This is a genomic window from Bartonella sp. CL436QHHD (assembly GCF_042195105.1).
Classification (GTDB): Bacteria; Pseudomonadota; Alphaproteobacteria; order Rhizobiales; family Rhizobiaceae; genus Bartonella.
Map to the genome: position 1 here is coordinate 102778 of NZ_JBHINR010000004.1, position 12485 is coordinate 115262.

Consider the following 12485-nt stretch of genomic DNA (forward strand, 5'->3'; position numbering starts at 1 on the left):
TTTTGGCTCCCTTTCATTTCAGCTCATCTTTTCATTGTTTAAATAAACAAGAGTACCTTAAGCCATGTTTAAATAAACAAGAGTACTTTAAGCCATTCTCATGAAAAAAAAACCTTTTGACTCTCAAAATAATTCTTTGCGTGCAATTATTGCCGCTATTGCAACCATTGGCACTGTTGGAACAGCATTGGCAATGGGAACACAACTTGTCTCTCTTCTTATGGCAGAGAAAGGACTTTCCAACAGTACAATCGGCTATAGTGGAACAGTTGGTGGAATCGCCACAATTATTGCAGCTATTTTTACGTCTCGAATTGCCTTATGCTTAGGAATCGCTCAAACAATATTGCTTATGATGGCGATAGGATCTTTAAGTTTTTTAGGATTCTATTTTTTTGATCCCATATGGATTTGGTTTATTTTAAAGTTTATATTACATTTCAGCATGACAGTTATGTTTATCCTATCAGAGTTTTGGATCAACAGTTATGCTCCCCCAAAAAAACGCGGTTTGATCCTTTCTATTTATGCTATTGTCTTAGGATTAGGGTTTATAATAGGTCTAACGCTGCTAGCAAAAGTGGGAACACAAGGATTTATTCCTTTTGCTGTTGGATATAGCCTTATTATACTTGCTACTATACCAATTCTTACCGCTTGGAAATTAAGTCCAGAATTTCAAAAAAATCAATATATGCCATTTTTTCGTTATCTTTTTCACGTTCCAAGTGCAATGATGGCGGTCCTTGTTTACGGGGCCATTCAAATGGGCGTATTAACTCTTATAATACCCTTTAGTTTATCCATTGGTTATAATGAGAATGAAGCAGCACATTTTATGGCAACCCTTGCACTTGGGAATATTTTCCTCTTAATTCCTATCAGCATTATAAGCGACTACGCCAAAGATCGACGCTACCCGCTGATGAGTTGCGCTATTTTAGGTTTTATAGGAACTTTTATAGTACCATGGATTCTTCAATATCCATGGATTCTGATGCTTGATTTGTTTTTTCTGGGTGGTGTATCAGCGAGCCTTTATACAATTAGTCTTGCACATTTAGGAGCCCGTCTCAAGGGGCAAGAGCTTGCTGCTGCTAATTCTGCTTTTATTTTTTGTTATGGAATTGGTATGCTCATCGGACCGACCTTTATCGGAAAATCCATGGATATCTTTAAACCCTTTGGTTTTTCAATAGCCATGGCTGTTTTTTTCGGTTTATATGTCATTTTGGTGTTTGTCCAACTTATGAGAAAATTAATCAGCTCTTGACTTTTTTGAGAACATCCGTAGTGTTGCCGGAAAATCTGATGATGTCGGAAATAAGTTTTGACAGAAATAATATTTTTTCAGTATAAATAGGGTATTTACATTATGGCTAAAGCAGCAACCATTAAGATCAAGCTTTTATCAACTGCAGATACTGGTTTTTTCTATGTAACAAAGAAAAACAGCCGTACAATGACAGATAAAATGAGCAAGCGTAAATATGATCCAGTTGTAAAAAAGCACGTTGAATTTAAAGAAACAAAAATTAAATAAATAAAATTATTATTAAATTGATAGATTTTATACTCCAAAAGAAATGTGGGAGTATTGCTCTTCAAAGTTATTTTTTGAGGGGTGTTTTTTTATTTCCTTAAGTTTAAAAAGTTTACTTTAAACTTTGTATGTTTTGTACGGATTTGGATAAGTTGATTTATTATTTAAGTTGCTTACATATATTCTGTATGAGTATTTGATTATTGTGATATCTAATGAAAATTTTGTCATTAAAACGAAACACTGTTTCGTCATATGAATAAAGTTTCTCGGGTCAATTATAAACAATACTAAAATAGAGTTATAATAATGTTAGCAGTTTCTTTATTTCATGAAAAAATCTTTTTCTCATTTTAATCTAAGAAGCTTTAATCTAAAAGTTATCGGTTTCAGTATTTTTGTCGCTGCTAGCATTCTTATCATTATGTCAACTTATTTTAAGCAGACTCAACGGTTGCTTCAAAAAGAAAAATTTTCTTCTCAAAACTCTGTTAAAGGGAATGCATTAATCATTGATGGCGATACCATTATGATTTCTTCAATTAAGATTCGACTAGCTGGAATTGATGCTCCTGAACTCCACCAATTTTGTGGAAAAAAGGAAGCGCGCTACCCTTGTGGGCTTGAGGCAAAAAAATATTTAGAACAACTATTAAAAAATCAAACTGTTACATGTCACTGGAAAAAAACAGATAAATATCGCCGTATTCTTGCAACATGTAAAACAAAACAAGTTAGCAATATCAACGCAACACTTGTACATAATGGTTGGGCTGTAAATTATTATGAATATCCTAAAGAAGAGCAAGAAGCTAGAAAGAAAAAGAAAGGAATATGGGCATCAAGTTTTCAACGACCAAAAGAATGGCGCAAAGCAAATCCTCGCACAGAATAAGAAAAATATTTTTTAATTTTATTTACCAATGAAACAATGTAGCCAAATTATCAAACTTGAAAAAGAGATCTATTCCTGTCGTGTTTGCGTCCAACAACCCCATTATTTTCCTCCTCTTCCTCATGAACCAAACCCGGTCGTTTATTTATCCGATACCGCTTCGATTGCAATTGCAGGCCAAGCACCAGGGTTGCGTGTCCATGAAACTTCTATCCCTTTTAATGATCGTTCTGGCGAAAAATTGCGTAATTGGCTGGGTGTCACGAAAGAAGAATTTTATAATAGATCTCTTTTTGCTATTGTTCCTATGGGATTTTGTTTTCCAGGCTATGACAAAAATAAAGCTGATTTACCACCAAGACATGAATGTCGAGAAATATGGCATGAAAAGATATTTCAAGCGATGCCTCAAATAAAGCTTGTTCTTGCTATTGGCAGTTATGCGCAAAAGTGGCACATTACAGAATTAAAATATAAAACCGTTTCTGCAACTGTTGGTGATTGGAGAAATATTCTTTCCATTCCCCAACCTCGAGGCTATAATGTTATGCCTTTGCCTCATCCATCATGGCGAAATACTTCTTGGTTACAGAAAAATCCATGGTTTAATGATGAGCTTATTGTATATCTGCGTTGTTTAGTGCGTAAATTTTTATAAATTAAAATATTGAGAATAAATATGGACCGTCTTGACCGAAAAATTTTACATCTTTTGCAAGAAAATGCGACACTTTCTGTTGCTGATATTGCTAAAAAAGTGGGACTTTCGACCACTCCTTGCTGGCGTAGAATTCAAAAACTTGAAGAAGATGGCGTCATTCAGCGTCGTGTTGCTGTTCTTTCTCCTGAAAAAGTAAACGCACACGTCACTGTTTTTGTGTCTATTCGCACAAACACACATAGTCATGAATGGTTTAAGCGTTTTTCAAAAATTGTGCAAGAATTCCGTGAAGTCATTGAATTTTATCGAATGAGTGGAGATATTGACTATTTATTGCGTGTTGTTGTGCCCAACATTGAAGCTTATGATCTTTTTTATAAAAAATTAATTTCTAAAATTGATATCCGTGATGTCTCATCTTCTTTCGCAATGGAACAGATTAAATATACAACGGAACTTCCACTTAATTATATTAAATTACACGACAAGACGCATGAACAAAACTCTTAAGATTTTTATATCCGTCTCATGATCTTTTAGGCATTCAAACTTTCTTGTTGAAAAACGACCGTTTGTGCATGTGTTAAAACAGCAGCTTTGACAATACCAGCTGCCATAGCTGCTCCTGCCCCTTCACCAAGACGCATCCCCAAATCTAGAAGTGGTTCTTTGCCAATTTTTTTTAAAAGTTTACGATGAGCTGTCTCAGAAGAAACATGTCCAACAAGGGTATGATCAAGAGCTTTTGGATGCATTTTATAAAGGACCGCTGCAGCTGCTGTTGCCACAAAACCATCTAAAATAACAGGTATTTTTTCTATTCTTGCTGCTAAAATAGCACCAACCATAGCAGCAATTTCACGTCCTCCTAAGCGACGCATTATCTCAAAAGGATCATTAAAATAATCCTTATGCAAAGAAATGGCTGTTTTAACCGCTGCAATTTTACGCTGATAAAAATCACCTTCTGATTCCATAGCATTTTCTGTCCATTCTTCCACTTCCCCTCCAAACAATGCTAAGCATAAAGCTGAAGCTATTGCTGTGTTTCCAATTCCCATTTCTCCAATACATAAAAGATCTGTTCCACCCGCAATGGATTCCATTCCAAATGCCATTGTAGCAGCCGCACTCCGCTCATCCATTGCGGCATCCTTCGTAATATTCATTGTTGGATATTCCAATGCTAAATCAAATATTTTTAATCCAAGATCATAAGCAATACAAATTTGATTGATAGCAGCTCCACCAGAGGCAAAATTTTCTACCATTTTTTGTGTCATAGATTGTGGAAATGGTGTAATATTCTCCTCTACAATACCATGATTTCCAGAAAAAATAGCGACCAAAGGTCTCGTTACGATAGGTTTTTCTGTACCCCTCCACCCCGCATACCAAACAGCAATATCTCCTAGTTTTCCTAATGTTCCTTGCTCTTTTGTTAAGTCTTTTTGCCGTTTTTTTGCCAAAATTATAGAAAACTCATCAGCAACAGGTAAATTTGTAAGCAAAGCACGAAAATCATCAAATGGACTAGCGGTCATAAGGATACCTTTTAAAATCTACAATGTTTATGAAAATCCCGTCATATATACAGGATATGAATAATTTATTGTTTTTTTAACAGTGCTTTAAAAATGTTAAATACTATGAAAGCAATAATTTCTACATTCTATTTTCAACCCTAATAACAAACGTGCAAGATTCAAAATGTTATTAATATCTTATGATTACCTTTACAGTGATACCCTTAACCTATTTTTTATTTAATAGGCATAATCAGCATGCCGTTTAATATATACATTCCAACAATTCTTATGCATAATAAAAGTTATAAACTTTCAAAAACTTATAAAATTGAAGAGATCAAAATTATCGCAAAGACATCCAAACGCAAAGGATCTCAACTTTAATATATGTTAATTATTAGGCTATTATTAAATGAGAGCATAAAAAGCTTCTTTTAAAATACATATATCTGCATTTGGTTTTGTCGCATCATTTGATAATATTTGCCTCCATCGACGTGCCCCACCCCGCCCATGAAATAAACCAATCATGTGACGTGTCACATGAGAAAGCCGCCCCCCCGATGCAATATGTCGAGCTGCATAATCACACATAACCTCAATAAGATCACTCTCACTCAGATTATTTTGCGTCTCACCATAGAGTTCAAAATCAATATGTTTTAACAAAGCTGGATTATGATAAACTTGGCGACCAACCATGACAGCATCACAGAAAGTTAAGTGTTCTTTGATCTCATCAATCGATTTAATTCCACCATTTATCCCAATGAATTTATGAGGATATTTACGTTTTAATTTGTAAACTCTTTCATAATTAAGGGGCGGAATATTACGGTTTTCTTTCGGACTCAATCCTTGCAGCCATGCCTTGCGTGCATGTATCCAGAGCGCATCACATCCAGCATTCCAAACCTGATTAGCCAAAAGATCTAACGCTAACTCTTCATCTTGTTCGTCCACTCCAATCCGACATTTGACAGTTACAGGTATAGTAACCTCTCGTTTCATCGCTTCCACGGCATTTGCCACAATGTCTGGATGTAACATCAAACAAGCCCCAAAGACACCTGCTTGAACACGATTTGATGGGCACCCGACATTAAGATTTATTTCGTTGTAGCCAAAATCCTCAGCAATTCGTGCAGCTTCTGCTAACTTTTTCGGATCAGCCCCCCCTAGTTGTAATGCAACTGGACGTTCTTTATCGCTAAAAGCCAACAATTGTTCGCGAACACCATGAATGACAGCATCTGCTACCATCATTTCCGTATAAAGGAGAGCTTTTTTCGTTAAAAGACGATAAAAAAACCTGCAATGTCGGTCTGTCCAGTCCAACATTGGTGCTACTGCAAATTTTATAGTCGATGGAAGGTTGTAAAATATCATGAGGGTATTACTCTCATGTCCCTATAGCTCTCTCTTTATACATAGAAAAATACTTACTTTTAGTTTACGGAAAATTTTATTCTCTTATACTATCATGAGTATAATAACAGTTCATTATTTTCAATTGATATCAAGGTTTACTACAATCAATCATGATAAAACACAATTTTGCATTTCTCATAGATTAGTGTTCAGGTATATAAACATGAAAAAAGAAGATTTTCACCATAATATAAAAAACTCATTTACAAGTTCTTCTTACGCTCATCAAGCCTCCATCCTTACATGATTTAGCACAGCATTTAAGATAATAAATGCTAAACTAACACATTATACAATTTTTTATAATAGATTTAATTTTCTTTAGATTTTTTTTAACTTATTGTGCAAATAAATGCTACAGAAAGTATCTTTATCTTCTCCTAAAGAAAGAATAAAAATCCTTATTTCACATGAATCTAATTATAAATCATTTTTTTCAATGAGTTATTCTTGGTAACGTTCTTGAATTTCACTTTATAAGATAGACAAATTTCATCCTAAATATTCTATCTAATTTTGCCATTTTATGATTCTTGCAAAAAAAACTAAAATCAGGGTATAGACAGCCATTGCCTTTTTAATATCTATGACTGATATCAGTATCTCTTTAAGGAAAATATTTTACAATATTGCAGATAAAATCTGTAAAATGAAATGATCATAAAAGTTGTTCAATCTCTTGTTGGCTTTGCATATAGGAAGAAAGAGTACCAACCTCTTGTTCATTAAATAGGAGACCCAGTTTTGAACGACGCCATAACACATCTTCACATACTTTAGCCCATTCTTTTTCCATCAACCATTTTACTTCTACTTCATAAAGCCCATGTCCAAAATTTTTTCCTTTATTTGCCTTACCATGTGCAAAGATCACCAATGCTTCCGTACCGTAGGAGCGTGCAAGCCTGCGATGTGTAAAAGCATCTAAATCTGGCATCAAAAGAGCAATCCTATTTTCGATTGTATCTAATTTGTTATAGGGAAAATCACCCCCAGGAAGCACTGCCTTAGCCGTCCATGATGCTCCCTTTTTACCAAGCTCTTTTTCAACAAATTTCATCGCATCTTCAGCCAACTTACGATAAGTTGTAATCTTTCCACCATAAAGATTAAGAATCTTTGGTGTTGTTCCTGTTCCCATTTCTTTTAAAACATAATCGCGCGTAATTTCTTGTGCTTTTGAAGCTCCATCATCATAGAGTGGACGAACTCCAGAGTAAGACCAGACAATCGTTTCAGGCAACACTGGTTGTATGAAATATTCACTGGCTGCTGCACAAATATAATCAATTTCTGTCTCAGTAATATGAACGTCAGCCGGATCTCCTTGATAATTACAATCTGTTGTTCCAAGCAAGGTAAACTCTTCTTGATACGGAATAGCAAATATAATACGCCCATCACCATTTTGAAAAATATAAGCACGATCATGAGTATAAAGCTTGGGAACCAAAATATGAGAACCTCTAACAAGCCGTACTGGTGGATGTTCTTTACAATCTAATATGCTTGCCAAAACATGATCAATCCAAGGTCCTGTCATATTCGCGACATAAGAAGCTGTGACACTATATTCTTTGCTACTTAACTTGTCTTGAAGAAAGATACGCCATTTATTGTCTTCTTTTTTTAAAGAGAGAACTTCTGTTCGTACTTTTATATCAGCTCCCCTCTTTTCTGCATCACGAGCATTGCCAATAACTAAACGCGCATCATCTACTCTTGCATCAGAATATTCAAAACCTCTCTGATATTCTTTCTTCAGTGTAGAGCAAAATTTTTGTGAAAAATTAATCGTTTTACTGCGCCACAATTTCTGATTCCAATTCCCTAAATAATCATAAATAAAAAGTCCAAAACGCAACATCCAAGCAGGGCGCAATTCTTTATGATAAGGAAGGAGAAAACGCAAAGGACGCACAATATGTGGAGCCATGCGTAAAATGATCTCGCGTTCTTTCAATGCTTCACGAACAAGTTTGAACTCATAGTGTTCAAGATAACGAAGCCCACCATGAATAAGCTTTGTTGACGCACTTGAGGTCCCAGATGCAAGATCGTTCATTTCAGCCAATCCCACTTTAAAACCGCGTCCTGCTGCATCTCTTGCCAATCCACACCCGTTTATCCCTCCCCCAATGATAAACAGCTCATAATGTGTTGTGGTTTTCATAATTTCACTTTTCATTATTTAATTTTTTTCTCAGTACTCAATAAAGCAACAGGAAAAAATAATACAAGTGTTCTTCATTGTATTATCAACGTACTTTTTCCTAAAATAAACACGCACAAAAAGCTTTTGATACCCTTATACATCAAAACAACATTTGACAAATTAAAGAGATTTTTTTTATCTTTTACAAAACATAATCCTTGCCAAACCAAGGTTCATCATATGAAATCTTTTTAGAGAAAAATTGATGTTTTTTCTCATTCTTAAAGACACACTATAGCTAAATGCTTTATTGCACATAGAGAGCGCTTTTCCTATAGTTCACTCAATGACACCCTAGAAAATGTGAAGGTATACAGATGAATTATCACTCTCAAAACTCGAAAATAACACTTCTTTCAAAAATTTTAGTCCCAGTTATGTCGAGTATTTTAATCTTTTTACCTTCTTTATCAAACGCAACATCACACTCAAAAACAGCAAATAATTTAAGCTTAGAAAAGCTTAAAACACAACTTTTGGAAGATTCTAGCTTTTTATCTAAGCTTAAAGAAAAAATGATACCACATACTGATTCTCATCATATTCAACAAATTGTCAGAGAGTACCTTCTTACTCATCCAGAAATTATGATTGAAATGCAGCTTATTCTTCAAGATAAGCTGGAAAAACAGAATGAATACGAAAACCAAAAACAAACTTCTGTCATTCATTTGTTAGAAAAAGAAATTTTTCATTCTCCTCATGACGCTGTTTTGGGAAACCCAAATGGTAAAAGAGTGCTTGTCAATTTTTTTGATTACAACTGTGGATATTGTAAAATTTCCTATTCAAATATAGAAGACTTGATAAAAGAATACCCAGATTTAAAGGTTATTATCAAGGATTTACCAATTTTAAGCTCTGATTCTATGGCAGCCCATACTGTTGCCTACGCATTTCGAAAACAATTTCCAGAGAAATATCCTCAGTTTCACAAAACGCTTTTAATGTATCAGGGTCGTGCAAATGAAGCTAAAGCTATTAAAGTAGCTGTTTCATTAGGAGCAGATGAAAAAAAACTACGTAATGCAATAAAAGATCCCACTCTGCAAAACGCTTTTAAAGAAAATATTCAAATTGCCTCTACACTTCATATTACGGGAACACCTTCTTACATCATTGGTAATAAAATATTCATTGGCGCAGCCAAACAAGATATTCTAAAACAAGCGATAGACAATACACAGTGAATTCCTGATCCATTTTAGAAAGAATACTGTAAATGAGGTAATTTTATGCTTTCTCTTTTTTGACAACAGGCTTATAAGTGCAATTTTGCGTAAAGCAGATACGAGTTTTAAATTGCAAAGTATAATAATTTAAAGGAAATAAAAATCTTTAAAGCCTCAAAAGATGTCATCCCTAATCTAGAGATATTCGGTCATAAAATGAGATAATGACGATCTTCATTGATCAAGGAGTTAGAAATAAAATGACAACAAAAAAAATGGATTCGGCAAAAACCGCAATTGATACGAAAATTATTCGTGATCTTGCTGAAATTTTGAATGATACAAATTTAACGAACATTGAAGTTGAACAAGGGGAGCTTCGTATTTGTGTCTCACGCCAAAATACCTTAATTTCTTCTGAGCAAGCAATCTATGCTCCTGTTTCTACTCCTACTTTTTCTGTAACATCTTCTCCAGTTCCAACAGCTGAAGCTCCTATACAATCTATCCAAGAAGATAAATCAAAAAACACAATAACCTCTCCCATGGTTGGAACAGCTTATCTTGCACCTTCACCAGGCGCGCAACCTTTTGTAGAAGTAGGACAAAATGTTTCTGAAGGGGAGACATTACTTATTATTGAAGCCATGAAAACAATGAATCAAATTTCATCACCACGCTCAGGCACAGTAACCACTGTTCTTGTCAAAGATGGTCAACCTGTTGAATTTGGTGAACCACTTATTATTGTTGAATAAAGCGAGGGGCAACCATGATTCGAAAAATCCTCATTGCTAATCGGGGAGAAATTGCTCTTCGCGTTTTACGTGCATGTAAAGAACTTGGCATAAAAACCGTGGCTGTTCACTCTACCGCTGATGCAGATGCAATGCATGTTCGTCTTGCTGACGAAAGTGTTTGTATTGGACCTCCTCCCGCTCGCGATTCTTATTTGAGTATTCAGCAAATTATTGCTGCTTGTGAAATTACAGGAGCTGATGCTGTTCATCCAGGTTATGGCTTTCTTTCTGAAAATGCAAAATTTGCGGATGTTCTAGAAGCCCATGATATTACATTCATCGGTCCAACAGCTACTCATATCCGAATCATGGGCGATAAAATCGAAGCAAAGAAAACCGCCAAAAAACTTGGTATTCCTGTAGTTCCCGGTTCAGATGGGGCCGTCACTGAAGAATCAGATGCTTTACGCACTGCTCGTGAAATTGGTTATCCAGTTATTATCAAAGCTTCTGCCGGTGGTGGTGGACGTGGTATGAAGGTTGTTCATTCTGAACAAGAATTTTCTATAGCTCTCAAAACAACACGTTCAGAAGCGAAAGCTGCTTTTGGTGATGACGCTGTTTACATAGAAAAATATTTAGAAAAACCCCGTCATATTGAAATTCAAGTCATAGGTGATGGTGCGGGAAATGCTATTCATTTAGGAGAACGCGATTGTTCACTTCAACGACGGCATCAAAAAGTATGGGAAGAAGCTACATCACCTGCACTTAATGAAACAGAACGGAAAAAAATTGGAAGTATTGTTGCAAATGCCTGTGCCAAACTTGGATATCGTGGAGCTGGTACTATTGAATTTCTTTATGAAAATGGCGAATTTTATTTTATTGAAATGAATACACGTTTACAAGTCGAACATCCTGTAACTGAAGCAATTACAGGTATAGATTTAGTCCATGAACAAATCCATATTGCATCAGGCTGTAAGCTTTCAGTGACACAAGATGAAGTCTGTTTTTCTGGTCATGCCATTGAATGCCGTATTAATGCAGAAGATCCTATTAACTTTACGCCATCACCTGGAACTATTACACATTTTCATACACCTGGAGGTTTAGGGATTCGTGTTGATTCAGGCGCTTATTCAGGTTATCGTATCCCTCCTTACTATGATAGCATGATTGGAAAGCTGATTGTTCATGGACGTACCCGTTTAGAATGTATGATGCGTTTACGGCGTGCTTTAGATGAATTTGTCGTCGATGGGATAAAAACTACACTACCTCTTTTTCGCGATCTTATTAATAATCAAGATGTTGCTGATGGTAATTATAATATTCACTGGCTTGAAAAATACCTTTCTCATCAATCAAAGTCTTCAGATTCGTAATTTGATAGCAAAATAGTGCATTCTTATAAAAGATTCTATAAGATATCAACATAAGGATAGTGCCAACCTTGCTGTAAAAAGTGGTAAAAGAGGAAATAAGTTAGTTATTTTTATTTATTATATAGTTTTCACTTAATATGCACAAAATTTGATAATTTTCTGTTTTCCTTTTTGTGAGTTTGTGCTAATCCCTACATGGTTACGCCCTTATAGCTCAGTTGGTAGAGCACCTGATTTGTAATCAGGGGGTCGGGAGTTCGAGTCTCTCTGGGGGCACCATTTTATTTCTTAAACATATTGAAATATATAGTTTTTTTCTTTAAATAGCTATTTTCAGACCACCTTTTAGACCACCTTCTACAGTTTATATAATTTTACCTAATTTGTTCTTATTTGCTCCTTATTTTTCTTTGGAGTGAAGGCTAAGATCTCTTTTTTTCTCCATCTCACTGCTCTCCCTAGCTTATATGGCTCCGGAAACAACCCCTGAAGCACCCAATTGCGAATCGTTGTTGTGGATACACTAAAAAGCTGTGCACACTCACGTGTCGTTACATATCTATCTCCATCATCAAATATCATCTCATTACCTTTCTCTTTTTTATGTTAATTAAATGGGTGGGGGGCTGGAAGGCATGTGAAGCACTCCAACTTTTAAAAATTTGCAAGTTTATTTTTTAGATGTGCTTAATTTCATATTCCCAATCAGGCAATTGAGTAAGAGCTAATGCGAGTTGTCCTCTATGACACATGCATACATTGGCTTCAAAACAGGTGATTGCAACGCGCTTTTTGTTTAAAAACATTTTATATAATTTGTTTATTGAACAAGAATTATTCTTGAGAGTTGTATTTTGATAATCTTCAAAAAGGCGGTCATAATCTTTTTGTGTTTTCAAATTTCTTCG

Annotated in this window: 13 protein-coding genes and 1 tRNA gene; 9 read left to right on the plus strand and 5 right to left on the minus strand. The window is 35.2% G+C overall.

Features of this window, described 5'->3' with window-relative positions:
* The first annotated feature begins 100 nt into the window (after nucleotides 1-100).
* The 5 genes from ACFIKN_RS01385 to ACFIKN_RS01405 all read left to right on the plus strand — a co-directional run bounded on the left by ACFIKN_RS01385 (nucleotide 101) and on the right by ACFIKN_RS01405 (nucleotide 3609).
* Complete coding sequence (locus ACFIKN_RS01385; RefSeq protein WP_273791015.1) at nucleotides 101-1273, plus strand: MFS transporter; 1173 nt, start codon at nucleotides 101-103, stop codon at nucleotides 1271-1273.
* Nucleotides 1274-1375: 102 nt separating this feature from the next.
* Nucleotides 1376-1543, plus strand: a complete 168-nt coding sequence (gene rpmG / locus ACFIKN_RS01390) for a 50S ribosomal protein L33 (protein ID WP_004864083.1) — start codon at nucleotides 1376-1378, stop codon at nucleotides 1541-1543.
* A 331-nt stretch (nucleotides 1544-1874) separates the two neighbouring features.
* Nucleotides 1875-2438, plus strand: a complete 564-nt coding sequence (locus tag ACFIKN_RS01395; protein WP_375657791.1) for a thermonuclease family protein — start codon at nucleotides 1875-1877, stop codon at nucleotides 2436-2438.
* A 28-nt stretch (nucleotides 2439-2466) separates the two neighbouring features.
* Nucleotides 2467-3096, plus strand: coding sequence for a uracil-DNA glycosylase family protein (locus ACFIKN_RS01400; RefSeq protein ID WP_375657792.1), 630 nt, complete (start codon nucleotides 2467-2469; stop codon nucleotides 3094-3096).
* Nucleotides 3097-3117: 21 nt separating this feature from the next.
* Entirely contained in the window at nucleotides 3118-3609 is a 492-nt protein-coding gene (locus ACFIKN_RS01405; RefSeq protein ID WP_015856433.1) for an Lrp/AsnC family transcriptional regulator, read from the plus strand.
* Nucleotides 3610-3635: 26 nt separating this feature from the next.
* On the opposite strand, the gene cobT is transcribed toward ACFIKN_RS01405, so the two are convergent.
* The 3 genes from cobT to glpD all read right to left on the minus strand — a co-directional run bounded on the left by cobT (nucleotide 3636) and on the right by glpD (nucleotide 8247).
* On the minus strand, nucleotides 3636-4643 hold the full coding sequence (gene cobT / locus ACFIKN_RS01410; protein ID WP_375631112.1) for a nicotinate-nucleotide--dimethylbenzimidazole phosphoribosyltransferase: 1008 nt from the start codon (nucleotides 4641-4643) through the stop codon (nucleotides 3636-3638).
* 393 nt (nucleotides 4644-5036) lie between these two features.
* On the minus strand, nucleotides 5037-6017 hold the full coding sequence (gene dusA, locus ACFIKN_RS01415) for a tRNA dihydrouridine(20/20a) synthase DusA (RefSeq protein WP_375657793.1): 981 nt from the start codon (nucleotides 6015-6017) through the stop codon (nucleotides 5037-5039).
* Nucleotides 6018-6717: 700 nt separating this feature from the next.
* Nucleotides 6718-8247 (minus strand): glycerol-3-phosphate dehydrogenase, encoded by a 1530-nt coding sequence (glpD, locus tag ACFIKN_RS01420; RefSeq protein ID WP_375631110.1) that lies wholly within the window; start codon nucleotides 8245-8247, stop codon nucleotides 6718-6720.
* 344 nt (nucleotides 8248-8591) lie between these two features.
* On the opposite strand from glpD, the gene ACFIKN_RS01425 reads away from it, so the two are divergent.
* From ACFIKN_RS01425 to ACFIKN_RS01440, 4 genes are all read left to right on the plus strand, one after another.
* Nucleotides 8592-9464, plus strand: coding sequence for a DsbA family protein (locus ACFIKN_RS01425; RefSeq protein ID WP_273791009.1), 873 nt, complete (start codon nucleotides 8592-8594; stop codon nucleotides 9462-9464).
* A gap of 242 nt (nucleotides 9465-9706) precedes the next feature.
* The gene (accB, locus tag ACFIKN_RS01430; RefSeq protein ID WP_375643407.1) at nucleotides 9707-10204 is read left to right on the plus strand and encodes an acetyl-CoA carboxylase biotin carboxyl carrier protein; all 498 of its coding nucleotides are present in this window, start codon (nucleotides 9707-9709) and stop codon (nucleotides 10202-10204) included.
* 14 nt (nucleotides 10205-10218) lie between these two features.
* A complete protein-coding gene (gene accC / locus ACFIKN_RS01435) occupies nucleotides 10219-11577 on the plus strand; it encodes an acetyl-CoA carboxylase biotin carboxylase subunit (RefSeq protein ID WP_375657794.1) in 1359 nt (452 codons plus the stop codon).
* Between the two features lie 203 nt (nucleotides 11578-11780).
* Nucleotides 11781-11856: transfer RNA gene (locus tag ACFIKN_RS01440), tRNA-Thr, on the plus strand.
* Between the two features lie 99 nt (nucleotides 11857-11955).
* On the opposite strand, the gene ACFIKN_RS01445 is transcribed toward ACFIKN_RS01440, so the two are convergent.
* Both ACFIKN_RS01445 and ACFIKN_RS01450 read right to left on the minus strand, forming a co-directional pair.
* Nucleotides 11956-12159 carry an AlpA family transcriptional regulator gene (locus tag ACFIKN_RS01445; RefSeq protein ID WP_005865986.1) on the minus strand — a complete coding sequence of 68 codons (204 nt, stop codon included), beginning with the start codon at nucleotides 12157-12159 and terminating at the stop codon, nucleotides 11956-11958.
* Nucleotides 12160-12254: 95 nt separating this feature from the next.
* Nucleotides 12255-12485, minus strand: a 231-nt coding sequence (locus tag ACFIKN_RS01450) for a DUF488 family protein (protein ID WP_375657795.1), incomplete at its 5' end; no start/stop codon positions are given.

Bases quoted from the DNA above. Each gene is read 5' to 3' on its own strand.
- ACFIKN_RS01385 (WP_273791015.1), top strand. From the start codon at position 101: ATGAAAAAAAAACCTTTTGACTCTCAAAATAATTCTTTGCGTGCAATT.
- rpmG (WP_004864083.1), top strand. From the start codon at position 1,376: ATGGCTAAAGCAGCAACCATTAAGATCAAGCTTTTATCAACTGCAGAT.
- ACFIKN_RS01395 (WP_375657791.1), top strand. From the start codon at position 1,875: ATGAAAAAATCTTTTTCTCATTTTAATCTAAGAAGCTTTAATCTAAAA.
- ACFIKN_RS01400 (WP_375657792.1), top strand. From the start codon at position 2,467: ATGAAACAATGTAGCCAAATTATCAAACTTGAAAAAGAGATCTATTCC.
- ACFIKN_RS01405 (WP_015856433.1), top strand. From the start codon at position 3,118: ATGGACCGTCTTGACCGAAAAATTTTACATCTTTTGCAAGAAAATGCG.
- cobT (WP_375631112.1), bottom strand. From the start codon at position 4,643: ATGACCGCTAGTCCATTTGATGATTTTCGTGCTTTGCTTACAAATTTA.
- dusA (WP_375657793.1), bottom strand. From the start codon at position 6,017: ATGATATTTTACAACCTTCCATCGACTATAAAATTTGCAGTAGCACCA.
- glpD (WP_375631110.1), bottom strand. From the start codon at position 8,247: ATGAAAAGTGAAATTATGAAAACCACAACACATTATGAGCTGTTTATC.
- ACFIKN_RS01425 (WP_273791009.1), top strand. From the start codon at position 8,592: ATGAATTATCACTCTCAAAACTCGAAAATAACACTTCTTTCAAAAATT.
- accB (WP_375643407.1), top strand. From the start codon at position 9,707: ATGACAACAAAAAAAATGGATTCGGCAAAAACCGCAATTGATACGAAA.
- accC (WP_375657794.1), top strand. From the start codon at position 10,219: ATGATTCGAAAAATCCTCATTGCTAATCGGGGAGAAATTGCTCTTCGC.
- ACFIKN_RS01445 (WP_005865986.1), bottom strand. From the start codon at position 12,159: ATGATATTTGATGATGGAGATAGATATGTAACGACACGTGAGTGTGCA.